This window comes from Hungatella sp., from assembly GCF_046966825.1.
Window position 1 is genome coordinate 12,351 of the sequence record NZ_JBKVCZ010000021.1, and the last position, 23,535, is coordinate 35,885.

Here is a 23,535-nt window from a genome sequence, read left to right on the forward strand (position 1 = left end):
TGGGTATGACAGAACAGGGAAAGAGAAGTTTTGATCTTGGCTGGAGGTTTACGCTGTCGGATGACTTGGATTACAGCAGGCCAGATTTTGATGATTCGTCCTGGAGGGCTTTGGATGTTCCACATGACTGGAGTATCGAGGGCAGTTATTGCCGGGAGAACCCTTCGGGAAAACGGGGGGGATTTCTTCCGACAGGGATCGGATGGTATCGGAAAACATGGGAGATTTCGCATGTAAACAGAACTTTTTTTGTATTTGATGGAATCTATCGCAACAGCAGGGTCTGGATCAATGGCATAGAGGTGTTTCACTGTCCTTATGGCTTTCAGTCGTTTCGTTTTGAAGCGACAGACTATTTGTCCGCCGGCATAAACAGCATTGCTGTCAGAGTTGATGACAGTAACGCCCCGTCCAGCAGATGGTACAATGGATGCGGTATTTACCGCCACACATGGATCATAGAAAAGGGCGAGGCCTATCTTTTGCCTGACAGCTTCATACATGTGATATCCGCTGACTTGGAAGAGGCTGTCTTGTCAGTGGCTTATGATGTGACTGGAGGATCGTCAGTGACAGCCAGCCTGCAAGACCAGGCTGGCGTCGTCGTTTCGGAGGTATCGGGACCTGCCTGCAAAAACCAGGAAAGCCTCCGTGTGCGCGCTCCCCATCTGTGGAGTACGGATACCCCATATTTATATAAAATGCGGATTATCCTGCGTGATGAACAGGGGGGGACGCTGGATAAGCAGGAATGGCCGGTCGGGATACGTACCCTTGACTTCCGGTCGGACAGCGGACTGTTTCTGAATGGCAGCCATATAAAGCTTCAGGGAATCTGCATGCATCATGACGCGGGAGGCCTTGGCGCCGCGGTGCCGGAACGGATTCTCAAAAAACGCCTGCTGCAATTAAAGGCAGGTGGGGTGAACACGATTCGTACCGGGCATACTCCGTTTGCGCCGGAGTTTTATGATTTTTGTGATGAGCTGGGCCTGATGGTCATGGATGAGATGTTTGACGGCTGGCATAAAAAAGCTCCGTATGATTATGGGGCGCTCTGCTTTCATGACAGAGGGAAAAAAGATCTTGCTTCTTTTCTTTTACGGGATCGGAATCATGCCTGCGTCATCATGTGGGGAATTGGCAACGAAACGGGCGATACGGATCTCTATGGCCTGACGGACCTATGCCATGAGCTTGATCCGACAAGGCCGGTGTCCGGCGGGCAGCTCTTATTTGGCGTGGATGTGATAGGGCTGAATGGCCCGTCAGAAACTCCCGAATATCTGGAAACCCTGCTGATGCAAACACAGGACCGTCCGGTATTGCTGTCAGAATACCCTCATTGCTACAGCACCAGAGGCTTTTACCGGACAAAGACCTGGTGGAGGGACTATGGCAGGGCCCGTTTTGACATTCCGGATTATACGGAGACGGAACTGTTCAGCGACTTTGAGCCGAGGTTCAGCAATATTATCTGCTATAATTCTTCTTATGACAATGCAACCTGCCGCATATCCGCCAAACAGGCATGGGCCAGGGCGCGGGAGTTTGAGCAGGTAATCGGTATGTTTATGTGGACGGGTTACGATTATCTGGGAGAATCCTTCGGCTGGCCCTATCGCTCCAACAACAGCGGCATCATAGACCTGGCGGGCTTTGAAAAGGATATCTACTACTTCTATCAGAGCCAATGGACGACAAAACCCATGGTACATCTGCTTCCCGGCTGGAATCTGGATCTGGCGGAGGGGACGCTGGTCCCGGTCGTCGTATATTCCAATTGCGATGAGGTGGAGCTGCTGCTGAATGGGCGCGCGCTCGGCCGGCGCAGGCGGTATGGGGCGATGGAACTGTGCTGGCATGTTCCCTACCATCCGGGGAAGCTGGAAGCAGTCGCGTATTGTGACAGCGGGGTTACGGTCAGGGACAGCAGAATAACGCACGGCAGTCCGGCGCGTCTGGAAGTCCTGAGCGAGGACTGTCTAAAGCTGGACGGAAGGGATGTGGTTGACCTTGTTGTCAAGGCCAGAGACCAGGAAGGGCATTTCTGTGCAAATGCGGACTGCAGGGTGTTCGTTCATGCAGAAGGAAGCGCCAAGATCAGAGGTCTGGAAAATGGGGATCCATTCGACCTTCAGAGCCATCAGGAAAAAAACCGGAAATTATTTTATGGGATGGAAAAGCTGTATCTGGCGTCCGACGGCGGTCAGGTTCCGCCGGTTCTGACCGCGTGCGCGGTTATGGGAGACAGTTACTTTAAAGAGTCCGCGGTCTGCGCCATCTCCGTGGTACAGGGAGTTACAGGAGGAGAATTCTTAGCGCTGCAGGTTCCGATTTACTACACCACAGACGGCGGCGAGTCTCTGGACGGGATTCCATATAAAACCCCATTTGTGATTACAGACAGCTGCGTGATACGTGCAGCGGCTTTCATCAATGGGGCCCCGGTATACTTTGAGGGCGAATTTGTAAAAGGAACAAAGGTACAGCTGGCGGAAGAGATGAAGCCGCCGCATGATGAACAGCTGCTCGGCGCCTGGGAACACGATGCGGAAAAGATGGTTTTTTTTCAGAATGGCATGGCGGATATCCTGAAAGCCGGCGTCAAAATCAGAGAAGCCTCCTGGTGGTATGAAGAGCCGGCGGATCAGTTTGAAAATGATACCGGCGATATGGATAATGGAGAAGTGCTGTTTCCTTTTGAAAACTTTATGCTGAAGCTGATGGAGGATGGTAGGCTCCGGGTCAGAAAAAAAGAGGATAAGTTAAATTCCGTACGTTACTTCAAAAAAACAGGCAGAGACTAGGAGGCGGGTCATGTTAAAAGATGATCCGACATTTTGTGAAATGAGAGGGAGGAAGCTATGAATGAGAGACCGAATGTATTAATTTATATGACAGACCAGCAGCGGGGAAATACCGTGCCCCCATACTGCAAGGCATATATGCCTAATCTGGAGCGATTTGCAAAGCAGGCGACATCGTTTGCAAAAACCTATACGGTCGCGCCGCACTGCTGCCCGTCAAGAGCATCATTTCTATCGAGCCTGTATCCGTCGCAGCATGGCGTATGGAACAACGTGAACGTCGGAAACGCCTTGTGCAGAGGTTTGTATGACGGAGTAACACTCTTTTCAGAGGACTTTCAGAACGCGGGTTACCGGACCTACTATTCCGGAAAATGGCATGTGAGCAATTACGAAGGCCCCTGCCACAGAGGCTTTGACGTCAACACAAGCCAGAATATAAAATATTCGGGTGAAGACAATAATCAACAGCCTTTTGTTGGGGAATGGGAGCAGTATAAAACCTATGAGGAGCAGACGGTGAGGGGGGAAGGCCAGATTGTGAGGAGGGGGTACCATACCTATACCCACTATGGCGCCCGCAACACACCAAAACCGGATGACGAAATTGCGAAAGCGGGCATTCAGATACTGAAAAACAGGGCCGGGGCGGATGAAGAGAACCATATCCAAAAGAACGGCGCGCCCTGGCTGCAGATTATCAGCACCAACGATCCTCATGACCCGTATATGGTCAACGATAAATACCTGAGCATGTATGATATCGATGGGATCGAGCTTCCCGGGAATTTCCATGACGCCATGGAGGATAAGCCGTCCCTATACCGCAAGACCGCGGACAGATTCAGGCAGTTGAGCGAAAGAGAGCATAAGGAAGCCATACGGCATTATCTGGCGGCATGCAGCCATCAGGACGATTTGTTTGGCCAGGTCATGGAAGCGCTGGAGGAATCCGGGGAAGCGGATCATACCATAGTCATCTATCTGTCCGACCATGGCGATTATATGGGGGACCATGGCTTGTGGTGCAAGGGCCTGCCGTGTTTTGAGGGGGCCTACCATATCCCGCTTTTGATAAGGCTTCCGAAGGGAATGAAACAGGTCTGCGGTACGGTTACAGACTTCACTTCTATCGTAGACGTGGCTCCAACCTTGTTGGATTTGTGCGGCATTCCGTACGAGCATACGGTTTCCGGCATGAGCCTGAGGGATTATCTGGAAGGCAGGGAGCCGGAAACTGTGAGGGATGCCTGCTATACTCAGTCCAATGGCAATGAATTATATGGAATCCAAAGGTCTGTATGGACAAAAAAATGGAAATATACCTACAATGGGTTTGATTATGATGAGTTCTATGATTTAGAGAACGATCCTCTGGAGCAGCATAATCTGTATGAACAATATAAGGATTCCGGGGAATTGAGGGAAATGAGCAAAAAGATGTGGGAATTTGCGCAAAAGACAGGCGATGTCTGCGTCAATCCATACATTATGGTGGGCTTATCCTCGTATGGGCCTGGTATTATATTTGAAAAATAGACGGCGGGAGGATAAAATGAGTGCAGACCTTATTGAGAGATAACTGGAAATTTATCAAGGAAGATGTGAAGGAAGCATACAGCGGGACATATGATGACTCGCAGTGGAGGACGGTTCGCGTACCTCATGATTATGCGATAGAGGGCCCGTTTCGTCCGGATAATGACCGTCAGGTCCGGGAAGTTGTGGCGGATGGGATTATGAAGCCTATTGTGCATGTGGGACGGACAGGCGGACTGCCGATTGCGGATCCGGCTTGGTACCGAAGAAGATTTTATATTTCAGGGAACACCAGACATGCATTCCTGGAGTTTGACGGCGTCATGTCGAACAGTACTGTTTATGTCAATGGAGTGAAATGCGGAGGGAGAATTTATGGTTATTCTTCCTTCTCGGTTGACATCTCCTCCGCGGTCAGGCGCGGGGAAGAGAATGTTGTGGCAGTATCCCTGCGTCCGGAGCCTTCGTCCTCCCGCTGGTATACGGGAGCGGGGATTTACCGGAATGTGAGGCTGGAGGAGAAGCAGGAGATCTATTTCCCGTATTGCCCAATCTTTGTCCGGACAGAGATAAAGCACGGCTGCGCCTATATTGACGCGGATATTAAAGTAAAGAATTCGTCACTGCCTTATGAAATCCATATCGGCCTATATGATATGGAGGGCAGGGAAGTTGCTTCTGAGATAAAAAAGAGTAAAAATCCGGATATGTATGCGGTTTTTCAGTTAAAGGAATTCCACCGGTGGCATATCCGCCGGGGATATCTGTATCGTCTGAAAGCCGCCGTCTATTCGGAAGGAATCCTGCAGGATACTTGTGAAACGACATTTGGAATCAGAAGTATAACCTTTGACAGCAATCAGGGCTTTGTGCTCAATGGGGAACGAGTCAAGCTGCAGGGGGTCTGCATGCATCACGACTTAGGCGCGCTGGGGGCTGCCTTTCACCGCGCGGCGGCTGAGCGGCAGTTGAAAAAGCTGATGGATATTGGAATCAATGCCTATCGGTGCGCACATAATCCCCCGGATCCGCAGATTCTGGATTTGTGCGATCAGTACGGGATCCTGGTGATGGACGAGGCTTTTGACGAATGGACGATCAGCAAGGTGAAAAATGGCTACAGCAAATATTTTAATGAATGCGCTTTAGCGGATCTGTCGGATATGATACACAGGGACAGAAATCATCCGTCTGTGATTATGTGGTCTGTCGGAAATGAAATCTTAGAGCAGCGGGAAGAGAACGGCTGGAAGATAGCGCGGTATCTCCATCAGATCTGTAAAAGAGAGGACCCGACCCGCCCGACAACCGCCGGTTTGAGCATGACGCTGGATGCGTTTCGGACTGGGTTGGCGGATGAGGTGGATCTTGCCGGGATTAACTATAAACCGCATCTGTATGCGCAATTGCACCGGGATTATCCCAACGCTGTTTTGTATGGAAGTGAAAACGGCTCGACCGTCAGTTCCCGGGGGTTTTTCCGGCAGCCGGCAAAAATCGAGCATCCGGTAGCGGCAAAAGAAGACTTCCGGGAGTCGTCGTACGACTTGGCCTCTCCCAATTGGGCATATCCCATTGAACGGGAATTTCTTGCGCAGGATCAATATGAGTATGTGTTCGGACAATTCGTTTGGACGGGCTTTGATTATCTGGGAGAACCGACCCCCTATCGGAATAACTGGCCGGCAAGAAGTTCTTATTTTGGGATTTTCGACTTGTCAGGCATGGAAAAAAGCCGAGCCTATCTATTCATGAGCAAATGGACGGACAGAGCATTCATCCATCTGATGCCTCATTGGAACTGGGAGGCGGGGCAGCTCATCGATGTGCACGCATATACTTCCTTTGACGAAGCAGAATTGTTTTTGAACGGAAAAAGCCTGGGGGTCAGGCGGAAGGATCCGAAGGATGAGATCAGGAGCCACAGGCTGATATGGGAAAAAGTGCCTTATGAACCAGGAGAATTGAAAGCTGTTGCGTCAGGCGTCCCTGATGCCGTGGACATTGTGAAGACTGCGCGGGAACCATCGGCCATTGAGCTGATACCGGAACGGCTGCAGATGCGCGGAGACGGAGAGGACCTGGTTTATGTAAGATGCCGGATTGTAGACGCGGCGGGGACATTGTGCCCTTTGGCTGAAACCAGCCTGCGGTTTGCGGTGGATGGAGCCGGCGTCTATTTAGCGGCGGACAATGGGAACCCCGCTTCGGACAGAACCTTCAGCGAACCATACTGCACCAGCTTTTCCGGTCAGTGCATGGTGATTATCCAGTCAAAGCCGGACAGCGCAGGCGCCGCAAGGCTTACTGTAACGGCAGAAGGATTGGGGACAGGAACCGCAGTCATAGATGTAATGCCGCAGAAAGCCGAATCAACAGGAAAAGAGCCAAAAAGGAAGGAAATGGAATAATGGAAAATAAATACAATATCTTATTTATTACCTCAGATCAGCAGCATTATGATACCATAGGAAAGTTCAATCCCTATATCCGGACGCCGAATCTGGACAGGCTGTGTGATTGCGGAACATACTTTGACCGGGCCTATACGGTGAACCCTACCTGCACGCCTGCCAGGGCGAGCATGATTACCGGAAAGTATCCGTCGCAGCATGGGGCATGGACGCTGGGAACCAAGCTGGATGAATCATGCACAACCATAGGGGATCTGATGCATGCTCATGGCATGAAAACCGCTTTGATAGGGAAAGCCCATTTTCAGCCGTTAGCTTCTACGGATGAGTACCCCTCGCTGGAAGCATATCCGATTCTTCAGGATATGGAATTCTGGAAGAATTTCCATGAGGATTTCTATGGCTTTGATACCGTGAAGCTGACCAGAAACCATACGACGGAAGCGCATGTAGGCCAGCATTATGCGATTTGGATGGAAGAAAAGGGCTGCAAAAACTGGAGGGATTATTTCCGGGAGCCAACTGGAACCATGCCGCGTGAACAAAGGTACGTATGGGATATTCCGGAGGAATACCATTATGACGCCTGGATTGCGGAGGAAACCATAAAGCAGCTTGAAGCTTATAAGGAAAGCGGGGACCAGTTCCTTCTCTGGTCCAGCTTCTTTGATCCGCATCCGGATTATTATGTGCCCAGAGAATGGGTGGATATGTATGATCCCGAGACGCTCCCGCTGCCTTCCCTGGATGAAAATGAGATGCAGTACGCAACGGAGCTTCATAAGCTGACACAGGAAATCAATCCGGATTTTGGGAAGTACCATTCCTCGGAATATTTTATTCACGGCTGCACTTCCCATAGGAAGGCAACGGAAGAAGTGAAACGGAAAAATATGGCCGTTTATTATGCCATGGTTTCCCTGATGGATAAGTATATCGGAAAAATTCTTGACAAACTGGACGAGCTTGGCATGACGGAAAATACCATAATTGTATTTACGACGGACCACGGGCATTTCTTTGGACAGCATGGACTGTGCGCGAAGGGACCGTTTCTGTATGAAGATGCGATTAAGGTGCCTTATATTGTCAGCTGTCCGAATACGGTTTTGCAGAATCGGGTCAGTCACGCAATGCAGAGCGTGGTGGACCTCCCGGTTACCTTCCTGGATTATCTCAATATAAAAATGCCTCATGACTGGACCGGCGTGAACCAGAGAAAGGTATGGGAAGGAGAAGAAGAGAAGGCAAGAGATCACATTATCTGTGAGATGAACCATGACAGGAACACGCTGAACTTGCGCGCCTATGTTGACGAGCGGTACAAACTGGTGGTTCGTCAGGGAGATTCCTATGGAGAACTATATGATTTAGAGGAGGATCCCAAAGAAGTACATAATCTTTGGGGCGAACCGGACTGCCAGCAGCTGAAATATGAACTGCTGTTAAAGTATGTATGGGCTGAACTGGAGAAGGAAAGCCTGTTTATGCCAAGAATTGCCGGGGCATAAACGGCGTCGGTGGCAAAAAGAAGGAAGGAAGGAAGGACCAGAGAAAATATGAAACCGAACGTTGTATTAATTTACGCGGATGACCTGGGTTATGGAGATTTGTCCTGCTACGGCGCAGAGGACGTAAAAACCCCTAATATCGATATGCTGTGCAGTCAGGGCATTCGCTTTTTAAACGCATACTCCGCATCGGCGGTCTGTACGCCGGCCAGATACGGTTTATTGACGGGAGAGTATCCGTTTCGAAATCCCTGCACTCGGATTTTGCCGGGAAATGCAAGATGCATCATCGATAAAGAACAGTTGACCCTTCCAAAGATTTTCAAAGAGTCCGGCTACCGGACAGGAATTGTTGGCAAATGGCATCTGGGCTTAGGCGATGGCGAAATCGACTGGAATGGAGAGATTACAGTCACCCCCAATGATATTGGCTTTGACGAGTCCTTTATTTTTCCCGGGACCAATGATCGGGTTCCCTGTGTATGCGTACATAACAGAAGGGTGAAAAACCTGGAACAGGCAGACCCGATTCAGGTTGCATATCAAAAGGAATGTCCTTTTCCCGATATTGAAACGTATGAAACCAGTTTTAAGCAATTATCCATGCGCTCCTCCCATGGACACAATCAGAGCGTAATCAACGGGATTGGCCGTCTGGGATATATGAAGGGAGGGACTGCGGCTGTCTGGAAGGATGAGGACCTGGCAGAGGAATTATTAGGGCAATCGAAAAAATTTATATCGGAATCCGGGGACCAGCCATTCTTCTTGTATTATGCGCTGCACCAGCCGCATGTCCCAAGAGTCCCAAGCAGCCGGTTTGCAGGGAGCACAAAGCTGGGGCCAAGGGGAGACGTCATAGCAGAGCTTGACTGGTGTGTCGGAGAAGTAGTTCAATTTCTGGAGGAAAAGCAGCTGATCGACCAAACCATAATCATGATTTCCAGTGATAATGGCCCGGTACTGATGATGGATACGAGGACGGGCGGTGAGCAACGAGCGCATCATCCGGCGGGACCGCTTCGAGGCGGAAAATACAGCAAGTTTGATGGAGGGGCCAGAATCCCGTTCTTGTGTACTGGAAGGGGAAAATCGCTCCCGCCGTATCAAAAGCGTTGATCAGCCAGTGTGATTTGCCGGCGTCTTTTGCCTCCCTGCTGCATGTTGACATTCCATCCGGGGAATTAAAAGACAGCCAGGACATTTCCCGGGCTTTATTGGGACTCTCTGATAAGGGAAGGACAGAATTGATATATGAAAGCGCGTCAAAATCAAGAGTTCTCCGGTCCGGGAAGTGGGAATACCTAGAACCCAGTGAAGGCACGATGGTTTCACCGCGGACAGGGATAGAATTGGGGAACAGCCTTGACAGGCAATTATATAATCTGGAATATGACCCGGGACAAAAAGAAAATGTCGCGGACAGGTATCCGGAGATTGCAGAAGAGCTGGCAGAGAGGCTGTCCGCGGTGCTGCAGAGCAATCAGACCAGGCTGATATAAGGGATTCAGGGAATTGTTTGCAGACAACTCACGGATATTGGGGGATATTAAATGAAAAATAAGAGAGTTTTAAAAAAATATTTAGCAGCAATATTAAGCGGGCTGGTACTGATAACAATACCATCTGGCTGCGCCTTTGCATCAGCCGCATCACAAACCGGGAATCCTGTCACCGGGAGGAACGCGGAATCCTCGCCAATGCTTACATATACGAAAGACGATCCGGCGGCGCGGGAAAGTAATTTTTATAACCCGGAGTATGGGGAATGCAGTAAAATACTGTGTGATGAAGATACCGAAAATGATTCAAAGAGGCTGCAGGACATGATTGATGAGGTGGCTGAATCCGGCGGCGGGAAGGTTACAATCCAAAGCGGAGTATACTATTTATTAAATGTGCAGATGAAATCAAATGTGCATATTTTAATTCAAGATGGTACGGTATTGAATCTGTGTAAAGAATCTCCTGCCGGTGCAACAAGAAATTCGACGATTATGTTTACCATGGGCGGCTGCGGTAAAAGAGAAGAATCCGAGTGTGTGAAAAATGCGAGCATAGAGGCTTTGGGCGAGAACATAAAAGTGGATCTGACTACGAATCCCGCTGATTCGAAGCGATTTCTTCAGATTGGCAATGCGCAGAACTTCATAGTCTGCGGGTTGGATATTTACGATAATTTGTGCAAGTTTTCATGCATAACCTTTGGAGTGGAGCTGACTGACAGCGGCAATGCCGCCGCATGCGGCGGCATAATAAAAGACATAAACTGCTATAACTGTGCCTATGGATACGGCGCTATTCAGGTTCAGGCAGGCATCAATATTTTGTTTAAAGATATCTATGCGTTGGGCGGCGTTACGCTCAGGCTTGAAAGCGGGATACCCGGAACCAGGGCAGAGGATACCAAACCTGCAAAAACTGATAAAATTGTTGCCAGAAATATCATTTCGGAAGAGGGAAATGCTGCTTTGATGGTGTCGCCGCACACTGCGGATCAAGGTACATTTGACGCCAGATATATAAAATCCATTGGCAGTGGTTTTGCGGCAAGAATAGAGAAAGGATTTGGAAAACATGAAGGAACTTTCAGCAGTGATTCTGTCCTGAAGGATGTCTATGCTGTCTATGGAGAAAGGGCGCAGCTTAAAGCAAAGCACTTTAAATACCTGCCTGCGGAACTGGCTGACAAAGTGACTGAAGTTGATTCCGGGAACCCGGAGGTCGAGAATACCTATATCGGGCCATCCATATCGGCAGTAGGGCTGATTGCAAATTATGATATAAATTTTGACATATCAGAAGTGAAGCAGGCGGAAGGGTTCGACTATCAGGTGAATGGAGGAAAATTAGTTACGCTCGAAGACGCAAGACCTGAAAACTAATTTCATCTTCCGGGATTATACAGTTTATACAGAATTTTTATCAAAATTTGTGCACTGTGCATCTGGAATTGTATCAACATATCAGTTATCATATAACTAAAGAAAAACCATATCTGCGTCTATGGGGAGTGGGGATGAATATGACCTTAGTTGATAAAACACAAAATGAAATTAAAGACATGATTTTAAATAAGGAATATAATGAAGCTGGATATCTGCCCAGCGAGGGTGAGCTGTGTTCCATGCTGTCGGTTTCCCGCGCCACCGTGCGGGAGGCGGTACGCTCCATGGAGGTGCGGGGATTTGTAAAACGGATACACGGAAAAGGGATACTTGTAGTGGATTCCGGCATTAAGGTGGTGACACAGAGCATAACGGATATGTTTGATAAAACGGATATTGATTTATATGAAATTTTAGAAGTGCGCCGCGTGATTGAAATTCCGGCCGCGTCGTTTGCGGCCGAACGGGCGTGCCCGGAGATGCTGGATAAGATTGAAAACTGCATTATCAGGATGGAGCGTACCCAGCCCCATGAGGAATCCTATATCGTTGCGGATCTGGAATTTCATTTGAACCTTGTGGCAGCCAGTGGAAATAAAACGTTGTGGTGTATTACAAGTGCCTATACGCCGTTATTGCAGAAATTGATTTATGCTTCTGTTGATTTGGAAACGAATATAGAAAAAAAACATCATTATCACCGGAATATTTATGATGCGCTGGTTTCACGTGAGCCAGAAAAAGCGGCGGAAAAGATGAGAGAACACCTTTTGGCAACAGAACACAACAGCGGTATTTTTAGGCAGTCTTAGATTGCCTTTCTTCTAACTTATATGATATCATATAAGTTGTGTGTATCAAAAAAACAAGGAGGAACTATTTATGATTCAACATGCATGGAAACATCTGATCGATGGAGACTTAGTGGAAGGAAAGGGGGAGCTGACAGAGGTTTATAATCCTGCCACAGGAGAAGTGATTGCCCGTTTCAACGCGGTAACCGGTGAACAGGCGCTTCAGGCAGCAGCCGCGGCGAAGCAGGCTTTTAAAATATGGTCGGCAATGACCATCAGCCAACGAGAGGCCCTGATCTTGAAGTTCGCAGAGGTTTTAGAGGAATACCGGGAAGAGATTATCGATATTCTGATAGCTGAGACTGGCAAGCCATACGGTGGGGCTGTCTATGATTTCCAGATGCTGCCGGACTGCCTTCGGTATTTTGCCCAGGAGGTAAAGCGCCTTGAGGGAAGCATCATCCCCGATTACGACGGAAACCATCTCAGTATGATTATCAGAAAGCCGGTAGGGGTTGTGGTTGGATATCTGGCGTGGAATTTCCCTATTTTAAATCTCGGATATAAGATGGGCCCTTCGCTGGCTTCCGGCTGCGCCTGTGTGTTAAAGCCGGCCTCCTCCACGCCCCTGGCATCGATGTATATAGGCGAGCTTTCTTTAAAGGCAGGCTTTCCGGCCGGCGTGGTGAATATCATCGCGGGAGCCGGTTCCGATGTCTGCAAAGCTTTAAATGAAAGCGATATCCCGGACCTTATTACGCTGATCGGTTCCAGCGAGACAGGCCGCGCGGTTATAGGCCAAAGCGCTACTTCGATTAAGCATTACTCTCTGGAATTGGGCGGCAATGCGCCTGCGATCGTTATGAAGGATGCGGATGTGGAGGATGCGGCATGGCAGGTTGCCGATTTGAAATTCGGTAATGCGGGGCAGGTCTGCGTATGCGCGAACCGCGTGTTTGTACATAAAGACGTAAAGGAGCGGTTTATCAAGGGCGTGCTGGATTATGCCGGAAGGATTACCCTGGGAAGCGGAAAAACACCGGCGGACGTGCTGATGGGGCCGGTGGTATCCGGGCGGGCGCAGCAGCATATGCAGGATTTAGTCGATGACGCGGTGGAAAAGGGGGCGTCCGTACTTTACGGCGGAAAAAAGGGAGAGGGAGCCGGATACTTCTTCATGCCGACCATATTGGATGGAGTTACCCCGCAGATGCGCGTTTATCAGGAGGAAATCTTTGGTCCGATCATGCCCATACTCACCTTTGATGATGAGACGGACGTGGTCGCTTTAGCGAATGATACCTGTTATGGGCTGTCGGCTTATCTCTTTACCAATGATTTAAAGACCGCGCTTAATCTGTCAAGAAAAATTGATTCTGGCAATGTCTGTGTCAATGAACCGTTTTATAACTACAACCTTCCTCATGGCGGCTGTAAGGAGAGCGGCATTGGGAAGGACTGCTCCACCTTCAGCTTAGAAGAATATTTTTACGTGCAAAGGATAACGATGCAATTATGAAAATAAAAGAATGTAAAACTTATATTGTTTCTCAAAAATTAGGAGATAAGAGTTTCTGCTATTCCCAGGCATGGTACAATACCAGGACGATTCTTCTGCTGGAAGTAATCACAGAAGACGGAATCAGCGGATTCGGAGAGGCTTTCGGCAATGCGTTTATCAATAAATCCGTGATTGACGCGGTTTATGCGCCCAGAATAAAAGGGAGGCATATTTTTGACAGCGAGTGCATCTGGGATGATTTATATAATGCCATACGGGATAATGGGCAAAAAGGCTCGTGTATTGAGGCGCTGAGCGCCGTGGACAATGCGTTGTGGGATTTAAAAGGAAAGTACGCCCACCTCCCGGTATATCAGCTGATGGGGGGAGCCAGGAGAGAAAAGATAATCCCTTATGCGACCGGTTTATACCACAGCAACAGCGAAACATTGGAAAAGGATTTAGTCTCTGAAGCGGTTTCCTATGCCGAGGCGGGATTTCGCGGCATTAAAATGAAGGTGGGCTTTGGGGTGGAGAATGATATCCATATGGTTCGTGAGGTGCGCAGGGCCATCGGAGATGAGATTATGCTGATGGTTGATACAAATCATGCGTACAATGCCATGACAGCTGTCCGGCTTGCCCGCGGAATTGAACCGTATGATATCACATGGCTGGAGGAACCGGTTCCCCCGGAAGATCTGGAGGGGTACAGACAGGTAAAGGCGGCCACTTCCATACCGATAGCCGGCGGTGAGGCGGAGTTTACTCCTTACGGCTTTAAGAACTTCATTGATGCCAGGGCGGCGGATATCCTGCAGCCGGACTGCAGCATCACCGGGGGCCTTACGGCTTTCCGGAGAATCATGACATTGGCGAAACTGCAAAATATCCAGTGCTATCCCCATGTTTGGGGGAGCGGGGTCGCGGTTGCGGTTGGCTTAAACGCCGCGTTCGCCATGCCGGATTTCCCTGAGTCATTGAACCCGGCTCCAGTGTATTTTGAATTAGATAGAACGGAAAATATATTCAGGGAAGAGATTAATAACAACCAATTAAAAATAGTCAACGGCTATATCGAATGTCCTCAGTTTGAAGGGCTGGGAATCGATATTAACCGGGAACTGATTGCAAGATACCAGATTGCGTAGAGGATAGTGAGGAGCAGTATGTATGATTTAGTGACAGTTGGAGAGACAATGGCGGCATTTGTTCCGGAACGCTCCGGGGCGCTGCGTTATGTAGCGGATTATAATATGCGCATTGCCGGAGCCGAAAGCAATTTGGCGATTGGCATGGCGAAGCTGGGAGTGCAGGTGGGCTGGATTTCACGGTTGGGAGACGATGAATTCGGTCATTTCATCCGCAACAGTATTCGCGGCGAGGGGGTTGACACCAGTGGCGTGCTCTTTGACCAGGATCACAGCACTGGCATCATGTTCAAAGAATCAGGGGCGGGGGAGACGAAGGTTTACTATTATCGCCGTCATTCGGCGGCAAGCTTTTTATGCCCCCAGGATATCAGCGCAGAGATGCTGTCAGATACGAAGATTCTGCATCTGACAGGCATTACTCCCGTGCTTTCCGACTCCTGCCGCGAGATGGTTTTGCATACATTGGCGTTGGCGCGGGAGCGCCATCTGAGCGTCAGCTTTGATCCCAATATCCGAAGGAAATTATGGGGGGAAACAGACTATACGCCATTGCTCAGAGAGATTGCCATGTCCGCTCAGATCGTGATGCTTGGCCTGGATGAGGCGGAGACGCTGTTTGGGACGCGGGAACAGAAAAGCATTGCTGATTATTTGTTAAAAGAAGGAAAGGCGGAGTATGTGGCAGTAAAGGATGGGGGAAATGGTTCTTATGTGGCGGACGGCGCCCATCGGGACTTTATCCCGCCTTATCCCTGCAGATGCATAGAACCAATCGGCGCGGGAGACGCGTTTAATGCCGGTTTCCTGACGGGGATATTGAAGGGAAACGATGTGATCACCTGCGGCCGTATGGGAAATATCGCTGGCGCGCTGGCCACGGAAAGCCCGGGGGATATAGAAGGATACCCCAGCCTGGCGCAGATGAACAGGATCCTTGCCGGAAACGCAGATATATACCGATAAAGGGGGAGACAGGTATGGACATGAAAATGATTGTAAAGAAACAGCCAATACTGGCAATCATGAGGAACGTGCCGTTGGAAAAGACGGCGGATTATGCGCAGGCGGTAATGGAAGGCGGCGTTAGCTTGTTTGAGGTGGCGCTTAATTCCAAGCATGGACTGGAGCAAATCCGTATGCTGCGCAAGCGTTTTGGCGACGAGATTATGCTGGGGGCCGGAACGGCGATTACCGTGGAAAAGGCAAAGGCAGCGATAGACGCCGGCGCCAGGTTCCTGCTCACGCCGGGAACTCCGGTTGAGGTGCTGGAGTACTGCCAGAAAAATCGGATCGATCTGATTCCCGGGGTTTTAACCCCTACGGACATAGCCGTAAGCCTGCAATATGGCTATAGCATGCTGAAGCTGTTCCCTGCCGCGTCGATGCCTCGTGATTATATCAAAAGCCTGAAAGGCCCGTTTGATCAGACGGAATATATGGCAATCGGCGGAGTTAATACGGAAAATATCAGAAGCTTTTTTGACGCGGGCTTTAACAGCGTGGGGCTTGGGAGCAACCTTCTCCCCTCGAAAGCGGTTGAGGAGGAGGACTGGGAGACGGCGGCGGCTTTTGTTGCTGATTTATTGAAAAAAATAAAATGAGCGTACAGCAGGGAAGGAGAACCTGTATGATTAATAAAGCGGGCAGGATGCAGAATATGGCAGTTGGCGGCAAGCTGGCAAGAAAAAAAAAGAAGGAAAGAAAATCTGATCGGGTATTCGTTTGTTTCTTTTTCTATCATTGGCTTTATGGCATTTATGGCATTTCCAATGCTGTATTCTTTATATATCAGTTTTATGGACTGGAATATGTTTGTGCCTGAAAAATCACAGTTTATTGGCTGGAAAAATTATCTGAATGTATTCCAGAATGAGTATTTTGTTCGTGGCTTTTGGAATAATGTTATCCTTGCGGTAATGGCGGTGCCGGGATTATTGTTCTTATCACTGCTGGTAGCAACCTTGCTGAATCAAAAGATTTATGCGCAGGGAGCGCTTCGCGTTGTATATTTTTTGCCTTATATTGCAATCACCACAGCCGCGGCACTGGTTTTTTCAGCGCTGTTTCATCCGGAATTTGGACCGATCAACGGGATTCTGAAAGCAATTGGAATAGAAAATACGCCGGGGTGGGCGACCAGCACCCAATGGGCATTGCCTACGATAGCCATCTTTACGATTTGGAAAAATGTGGGGTATTGCATTATTATTTATCTGGCGGCCCTGCAAGGGGTTTCTCAAAGCTATTACGAAGCAGCTTCCATTGATGGCGCCAGCAAGTTTCAGCAATTTTTCAGAATTACGATACCGCTTGTGTCGCCAACGACTTTTTTCCTATTAATTACCAATATCATCCATTCATTCAAAATGTTTGAGGAAGTACAGATATTAACGGCGGGCGGGCCGGGAACGTCGTCTTATACGATGGTGTTTCATATATACCAGTCGGCATTCCAGGAGTTTAAGATGGGGTTTGCGGCAGCGGAGGCATGGGTATATTTCGGTGTTGTGCTTGTGGTTACGGCCTTCCAATTTTGGGGAGAGAAGAAATGGGTTAAATATTAGGAGGGTGGCGATATGAGAAAAAAGAAAGCAAGTAAGATTATGCTGACAGCCATATTGGCAATTTTTGGAATTGTGATGATGTTTCCGATTGCCTGGATGTTATCGGCCTCGTTTAAATATGAGGCGGAAGTCTTTAAAATGCCTATTGAGTGGATTCCAGCCAACATCAATAAAGGGAATTACGCATTGGTGTTTACGGAATATCCATTTTTACAATGGTATTTAAACACACTTTATGTGACGGCGCTCATTGTGTTTTTTGTCTTGTTTTTCAGCTCTTTTGCGGGTTACGCATTTGCAAAATTACCGTTTGCCGGAAAGAATATTATTTTTGCGGTATTTATTGCCACACTGATGATTCCCAATCAAATCAGAATTATTCCTCAATTTCTGATTTTTAAAAAATTGGGATTGATTAACAATTTGCTGTCAGTAGCCCTTCCGTGGTCGTTTAATGCATTTGCGATTTTCTTGATGAAACAGTTTTTCACCAGTATGCCGGACGAACTGATCGAGGCTGCCCGCATAGACGGAGCCGGTGAATACGGGATTTTCTTCCGCATCATCATGCCGTTGGCAAAATCACAATTGGTTGCGCTCTTTATTTTGGCATTTACATGGGGCTGGAACGAATACATGGGGCCATTGATTTATATACAAGACCCGATGAAGCAGATGCTGAGCGTTGGAATCGCAAGCTTTAAGGGTCAGTATTCCGCCAATTTTTCCGTGCAGATGGCAGGCGCGACATTAGCGCTAATTCCGATTGTTTTCGCATATCTGATTGCACAGAAACATTTTATCCAGGGCATCGCCCTTTCCGGCGTGAAGGGTTAAAAAAAATAAAAATGAAAGGGGAGTAATTTCATGAAAAAGACATTAAGTGTACTGCTGGCATCGGTCATGGCTGCGGCTGCATTGGCAGGCTGCGGAGGAGGAGGGGCGCAGCCGTCGCCTGCTTCGGAAAATGGAGGAAAGACGCAGGCTGCATCGGAGGCAGATCAGAGCGGAGCAGCAAAAGGTGCTTCGGCGGAGAAAAGAAAAGTAGTCATCTATTTAAACGGCATGGATGAAGAGCAGAAAATGAAGAGCGCTATGGATGAAATCAAGGCTCTGGATAAGTATCAGGATATTGAGTTTGATTTCCGTGGCAGAGATGCGGACTTTAACACGAAGGTTCCCGTGGAAATTGCAGGCGGCAATCCCGTTGATTTGATTATTGTGGCAAACCCGATCCTGCAGCAGCAATATGTGGACTCCGGGATGATTCAGCCCCTGGACGATATCATTCAGGCAGCGGGTGTGGATTACGAAAAAGAATTTGGTCCCTATGTGGAGAATGCGATGAACAACGGCCAGATTTTCACGGTTCCTCACAATATTACCCGGTGGGTCATTACTTACAACAAGGCTGTTTTTGATGCAGCGGGCGAGCCATATCCGGATCCGGAGATTCCGATGACCTGGGATGAATATGCCGAGGTTGCAAAGCGAATTACACAAGGGGAAGGCGCGGATAAAATATATGGCGCGTTTTATCTTCCTTGGGGAACATTCTCTTATGGCGATGCAATTATGGAACTGGGCGGAGGCGAGCATTTTTATAATGAAGAGGGATTATCCAATATTGACAATCCCGCATTTGCGAGGTCTATGGAGAGATTACATAAGATGATGCATGAGGATGGCTCTACTCCAACACATGCAAATGCAAAAACTTCTAAAACCTCACCAACAGATTTCCTAAATGGAAGATATGGCATGGCAATTGGAGGCGGCTGGAATTTAAGCTGGGTTATGGACAGAGAGGCCAATCCGCGTGATTGGAAAGTTGGCGTTGCGCCTATGCCGGTTGACGCGGGAACAACGACAAAGACATGGGGGATCGTAAATGGATTCGGCATTCCAATTTCCGCGCCCGAACCGGAGCTGTCTTTTGAAATTGCTATGGATTTAGTTAAACTTTCCGCAAAATATGCTGATACGACAGAATCAGCTTCACGTACGGTGCCACAGGATCTTTTGTTTGTGGAAGCCGCCAAAGCTTTAGAGGATGATGGCATCACTTTGGAAAGCTTATTGGATGTGTTTACGAATGAAAAGACAGTTTTCGTAGGCGAAAAGATAATGGGACCGAACAATGTGGCATATGAGAAGGTTTATATGGAAGAGGTTGAAAAATATCTGGTAGATGAACAGGATTTGAAAACTACAATCGAAAATATAAAAAAGCGTGGTGACAAAGCTATTTCAGGGGATTAAAAAAGGGGAACTTATATGAAGGAGAATGTCTTATTTATTTTTACGGATCAATGGAAAGCTGACTGTCTTGGATTTCGTGGGCATGAAATTGTAAAAACGCCGAATCTGGACCGTCTTTCTCAGATATCAACTTTTTATAAGAACAGCTATTCCGTCTGCCCGCTTTGTACGCCGGCCCGCGGAAGTATCATGACAGGCTTGTATCCGCATCAGAGCGGCATCATTGATAACTGTGATGTGGGCGGTTCCAGGCAGGAGTATCTGCCCAATTCGGCAGTCACCTGGCTGGACGCGATGAGAGACAGCGGAAGAAAAACAGGATATTTCGGTAAATGGCATCTGGGATTGGACTGGCAGTCCACTGATAAGGAAGTCGAGTTTGACCTCTGCCGGGTTGAGGGCGACCGTGAGCGGCATAAAACCAGAATCCCCGAACCCCCGGTTACGGAAAGAGGGCAGCTGAAAGGTCTTGAAGATATAAAAAAAGCAAAAAAGTCAGAGGATATGTATCCGCCGTTTTATGGGAAACTGGATTCCATAGAAAAGCGGTTCGAATATCGGGTGACACAAAAAACCCTTGATTTCCTGGAAAGAAACCAGGGGAAACCCTGGTGCCTGACAGCGTCCCTTGTGGGCCCGCATTTTCCAAACTGTAATCCGGAACCTTTTTACAGTATGTATGATGATGTGGACATCCCGCTTCCCGAGAATATGGGAGACAGGTTTGAGAATAAGCCATGGTTTCAGAACCGGACATGGTGGCCGACCGTTGCGGCAAACCACTTTGATAAAAAAGAATGGCAGAAGACGATCCGGGCGTATTATGGTTCTATTACCATGATGGACCACTTTATTGGGCAGATATTAGATAAGGCAAAGGAGTGCTCCGGAGGGCGGAAAACAAGAGTGATCTTCACGGCTGACCATGGTGAGATGGCGGGCGCGCACGGCCGGTTTGATAAGGGCGCGTATTTCTATGAAGAAGTGATAAAAACTCCGCTTCTGATGTGTGAGGATTTAAACGGTTCGCAGCCGGCGGCTGAGTCCGGGCTGTTTTGCAATACATTGGATATCGCGCAGACGTTTTTCCGTATTGCGGGAAGCGGCTGCGAGAATGGACAGGATTTGCGGACCCTTGCGGAGGCAGGCAGATCCCAGGAGGTTTACAGCAATTACTATAAGTATAATGGGCATAGCTTTGAGATCCGTACAATCCGTACGGAGCGGTACAAATACAGCTTTGTGCCCCAGGATATTGATGAGCTGTATGATTTGGAAAATGATCCATACGAAATGAACAATCTTTCTGATGATTGTTATCATCAGGAGATAAAAAACAGGCTGAAACAGAAGGTATTGGCACACATGAAAGAGACGGGGGACTATTTGACGGATCAGCTGGAGGACTTGCCGCCGGCAGGAAAGATTGGAGCGCCTGCATATCCGGAGCTGAGGCTGCAATATTAGTACAAGCGGATTTTAAGTATTGGGCATGTTAATATCATCATGAATCGTGTGCTGCCAGTCTGGCAGTTCCAAAACAGCGTCAGGGCCATGAAGGAAATTCCCGGCTTTGACGTCATTTTGGATTGGGGAGAGGGATGGATATGAAAAAAAACAGCTGGTATATGACATTAATGGGATACTATATTATGATATTGATTGTTCCTTTTTCAGTTATCATGATTTTGTGTTTTTTGGGGACTTATCTGGTTAAATCCGAAATCATAACCGCCAATCAGATTATTGTCAGGCAGTTCCAATCGGAGGTTGACAGTAAATTAAAAGAATTCCAACGTTGTAATGTCTATGTTCAGCAGGAGGAAAAGCTGGTTGACATAGATTTTTCGGAAGGAAGGATGGACGCCAAACAGATCTTTGACATCGTTCAGGTAAATGAGCAGTTATCTAAGGTGATTTTGGCAGACAGCCTGATACAGGATTATATGATTTATCTTCCGGACCAGCTTATGATACACTCCGGGGGCTATTACTATTTGGACAGGTTCTATAGCTTCTGGGATGAGCAGCTTCTGGCGGAAATTCCTGATTACCGGAGAATTCTGAAGCAGAATTATAATTCTCGTATTTTCACCACATATGACGAGAGCGGGATAAAGAATATCTATTATTTTGATACGATGAAAGGCAGTTTTTTTAAGAATAAAGGATACCAGTTTATCCTGAAGCTGGATACTATGGAATGGGACCGCATGGTGGGGCAGGTAATTGACAACAGCGATTTTTCTTATATTTCTATTGTTGACCGGGAGACGGGGACTCCTTTGTATGTCAGCGACAAGGCTTTTTATGAGACTCTGAAGGAGCAGGAAGTTCCTTGTCATAATAAATATTTTTCAGTCGATAGTCATAATGATTATTATTGTTATACGGATTTTTCGGAGATAACAGGGCTGCAATATATTTTAGTTATGGATTCCGCACACATTTCAAAACCTACCAATTGGATAAATCTTTTGATCCTTGTGTTCGTGGCTCTGCTGATTATCTCGACCATTCTGGTATTTAGGATGCTGCGCATGAGAGAGTATAATTCTATTGCAACCACGATGGCCTTACTCGGTGAGGAACAGCTGCAGGTGAATCAGCCGAATATCTTTGGCGCGGTGCAGGAAATTGTCACCAAGCTGCTGAGGGACAGGGAGAGCCTGCAAAATTCGCTGGAAAGCAGTGAGGCCTATCTGCAGCAGTATTTTCTGGTGCGTTTGTTAACCCAGAATATTGAAGATAAGGACGCATATACGAATCTTTTAGAAGATTATCATGTCACCTTCCCTTTCCCAAACAGCAGAATTATGCTGTTTAATCAGATGATACCCAGCGAAGCGGCTCACAGGGCGGAACAGTATGAGACGATGCGCGCCCGTATAAAACAATATATGGAGACGGTTTATAAGGATCACATGGTGATATATCCTTTTGTTTATAAAGGGATGCTGATACTTGTGCTGAATCACGACACATTTTCTATAGAGGATGATCAGATGATTGATCATCTGTATGCATTTAATAAGATGCTGCAAAAAGAAAGTATGATTTGTACCCTGAGCAAACAGAAGGAAAGTTATTTTCAACTGCGGATGGCATATAACGAAACTTTGGAGGCGATGGAGCAGTGTCTGCTGGAAAACGTCAATTTTAAAGAATATCATGAATATCACGGGAGTCAGAATAAAAAATACAGTAAATATTATCAGTATGAAGAAAATTTCAGGAATGCGCTCAGCGAGAATAATTATAAAAATGCGGAAGTGATTTTAAACAACCTGTTTCTCATCCTGAAAGAATCATTTTCCAATAACACACTGGAAATCAAATGCAAACTATATTGTATTCTTGACAGTATCATGCGTGAACTGGCGGAGGACGCGGAGCACAATGAGTATATAAATGATATTTATTCCAGCCTGAAGAATGAGCAGAGTATAAAAGAACTGAAGAGAGTTATTGTGAATGTGATGCGGATTTTGGCGGAATCCGATTGTGAAATTTGCGCCAATGACTTCAGCTCGGAGGTGGAAAAATATATTGAGGCTCATTTCTGTTCAGACAGCCTGTCGGTAGGAATGATAGCGGATGAATTTGGAATGGAGGTGACCACGTTATCCAAGCGTTTTAAAAAAGAGCGGGGAGTAAATATATCAAATTATATTCATCTTCTGCGTCTCAAAAAAGCAAAAGAAATGCTCGAGGATAAAAACTATACGATCAAAGTGATTGCGGAAGAATGCGGATATATCAATTCCGATGTTTTTATCCGTGTCTTTAAACGGTATGAGGGGATTACTCCCGGGAAATACAGAAGTAGCTTTTGTCCGACCATAAGCGACCGAGGGGGTGGGGTGGACAAAAAGGATGAGAAACCGGAAAAATAGCTCAGAGAAAGGAATTTTCTGGGATGCGGGAAAGGCAGTACAAGGACATGCCGGCGGAGCTGGTGAAAAAATACCGCATTGACCAGCATAAGATCGAGTGTAAAATGCCTGTAAGTGCAAAAAGAGACGACGTGGAAAAAAGAAACGATTTTCCCAATACAGGGGAGACGATAGGATATAAAATATGAATAAATCTTAATAA

18 protein-coding genes are annotated in these 23,535 nt (G+C 47.6%); all 18 read left to right on the forward strand.

What is annotated here, in order from left to right; genetic code table 11:
• Positions 1-5 precede the first annotated feature (5 nt).
• The 18 genes from ACLTD4_RS09065 (at position 6) to ACLTD4_RS09150 (ending at position 23,521) form a co-directional block, all read left to right on the forward strand.
• The gene (locus ACLTD4_RS09065) at positions 6-2,810 is read left to right on the forward strand and encodes a glycoside hydrolase family 2 TIM barrel-domain containing protein (protein ID WP_278837053.1); all 2,805 of its coding nucleotides are present in this window, start codon (positions 6-8) and stop codon (positions 2,808-2,810) included.
• A 57-nt stretch (positions 2,811-2,867) separates the two neighbouring features.
• Positions 2,868-4,349: a sulfatase-like hydrolase/transferase gene (locus ACLTD4_RS09070; protein WP_278837051.1), complete on the forward strand. Its 1,482-nt coding sequence runs from the start codon at positions 2,868-2,870 to the stop codon at positions 4,347-4,349.
• Between the two features lie 20 nt (positions 4,350-4,369).
• Entirely contained in the window at positions 4,370-6,760 is a 2,391-nt protein-coding gene (locus ACLTD4_RS09075; protein ID WP_278837049.1) for a glycoside hydrolase family 2 TIM barrel-domain containing protein, read from the forward strand.
• A complete protein-coding gene (locus ACLTD4_RS09080; protein ID WP_278837047.1) occupies positions 6,760-8,274 on the forward strand; it encodes a sulfatase in 1,515 nt (504 codons plus the stop codon). Before ACLTD4_RS09075 ends, ACLTD4_RS09080 begins: the two co-directional genes overlap by 1 nt.
• A 48-nt stretch (positions 8,275-8,322) precedes the next feature.
• Entirely contained in the window at positions 8,323-9,393 is a 1,071-nt protein-coding gene (locus tag ACLTD4_RS09085) for a sulfatase-like hydrolase/transferase (RefSeq protein ID WP_412331250.1), read from the forward strand.
• 128 nt (positions 9,394-9,521) lie between these two features.
• On the forward strand, positions 9,522-9,776 hold the full coding sequence (locus tag ACLTD4_RS09090; RefSeq protein ID WP_412331251.1) for a hypothetical protein: 255 nt from the start codon (positions 9,522-9,524) through the stop codon (positions 9,774-9,776).
• Positions 9,777-10,100: 324 nt separating this feature from the next.
• Positions 10,101-11,159, forward strand: coding sequence for a hypothetical protein (locus ACLTD4_RS09095; RefSeq protein ID WP_412331252.1), 1,059 nt, complete (start codon positions 10,101-10,103; stop codon positions 11,157-11,159).
• A 140-nt stretch (positions 11,160-11,299) separates the two neighbouring features.
• Positions 11,300-11,974 (forward strand): FadR/GntR family transcriptional regulator, encoded by a 675-nt coding sequence (locus tag ACLTD4_RS09100; RefSeq protein ID WP_278837040.1) that lies wholly within the window; start codon positions 11,300-11,302, stop codon positions 11,972-11,974.
• Between the two features lie 70 nt (positions 11,975-12,044).
• On the forward strand, positions 12,045-13,475 hold the full coding sequence (locus ACLTD4_RS09105; RefSeq protein ID WP_278837038.1) for an aldehyde dehydrogenase family protein: 1,431 nt from the start codon (positions 12,045-12,047) through the stop codon (positions 13,473-13,475).
• The gene (locus ACLTD4_RS09110; RefSeq protein WP_278837036.1) at positions 13,472-14,608 is read left to right on the forward strand and encodes a mandelate racemase/muconate lactonizing enzyme family protein; all 1,137 of its coding nucleotides are present in this window, start codon (positions 13,472-13,474) and stop codon (positions 14,606-14,608) included. The genes ACLTD4_RS09105 and ACLTD4_RS09110 overlap by 4 nt, the downstream gene beginning before the upstream one ends.
• Before the next feature lie 18 nt (positions 14,609-14,626).
• Positions 14,627-15,574, forward strand: coding sequence for a sugar kinase (locus tag ACLTD4_RS09115; protein ID WP_278837034.1), 948 nt, complete (start codon positions 14,627-14,629; stop codon positions 15,572-15,574).
• 14 nt (positions 15,575-15,588) lie between these two features.
• Positions 15,589-16,212, forward strand: a complete 624-nt coding sequence (locus ACLTD4_RS09120) for a bifunctional 4-hydroxy-2-oxoglutarate aldolase/2-dehydro-3-deoxy-phosphogluconate aldolase (RefSeq protein ID WP_278837032.1) — start codon at positions 15,589-15,591, stop codon at positions 16,210-16,212.
• A gap of 63 nt (positions 16,213-16,275) precedes the next feature.
• Positions 16,276-17,175 (forward strand): carbohydrate ABC transporter permease, encoded by a 900-nt coding sequence (locus ACLTD4_RS09125; RefSeq protein ID WP_412331253.1) that lies wholly within the window; start codon positions 16,276-16,278, stop codon positions 17,173-17,175.
• Positions 17,176-17,187: 12 nt separating this feature from the next.
• Positions 17,188-18,012 (forward strand): carbohydrate ABC transporter permease, encoded by an 825-nt coding sequence (locus ACLTD4_RS09130; RefSeq protein WP_278837029.1) that lies wholly within the window; start codon positions 17,188-17,190, stop codon positions 18,010-18,012.
• A 30-nt stretch (positions 18,013-18,042) separates the two neighbouring features.
• Complete coding sequence (locus ACLTD4_RS09135) at positions 18,043-19,437, forward strand: ABC transporter substrate-binding protein (RefSeq protein WP_278837027.1); 1,395 nt, start codon at positions 18,043-18,045, stop codon at positions 19,435-19,437.
• 15 nt (positions 19,438-19,452) lie between these two features.
• Positions 19,453-20,904 carry a sulfatase-like hydrolase/transferase gene (locus ACLTD4_RS09140; protein ID WP_278837025.1) on the forward strand — a complete coding sequence of 484 codons (1,452 nt, stop codon included), beginning with the start codon at positions 19,453-19,455 and terminating at the stop codon, positions 20,902-20,904.
• A 140-nt stretch (positions 20,905-21,044) separates the two neighbouring features.
• Positions 21,045-23,333, forward strand: coding sequence for a helix-turn-helix domain-containing protein (locus ACLTD4_RS09145; protein WP_278837023.1), 2,289 nt, complete (start codon positions 21,045-21,047; stop codon positions 23,331-23,333).
• 23 nt (positions 23,334-23,356) lie between these two features.
• Positions 23,357-23,521 carry a hypothetical protein gene (locus ACLTD4_RS09150; RefSeq protein WP_412329986.1) on the forward strand — a complete coding sequence of 55 codons (165 nt, stop codon included), beginning with the start codon at positions 23,357-23,359 and terminating at the stop codon, positions 23,519-23,521.
• Positions 23,522-23,535 lie beyond the last annotated feature (14 nt).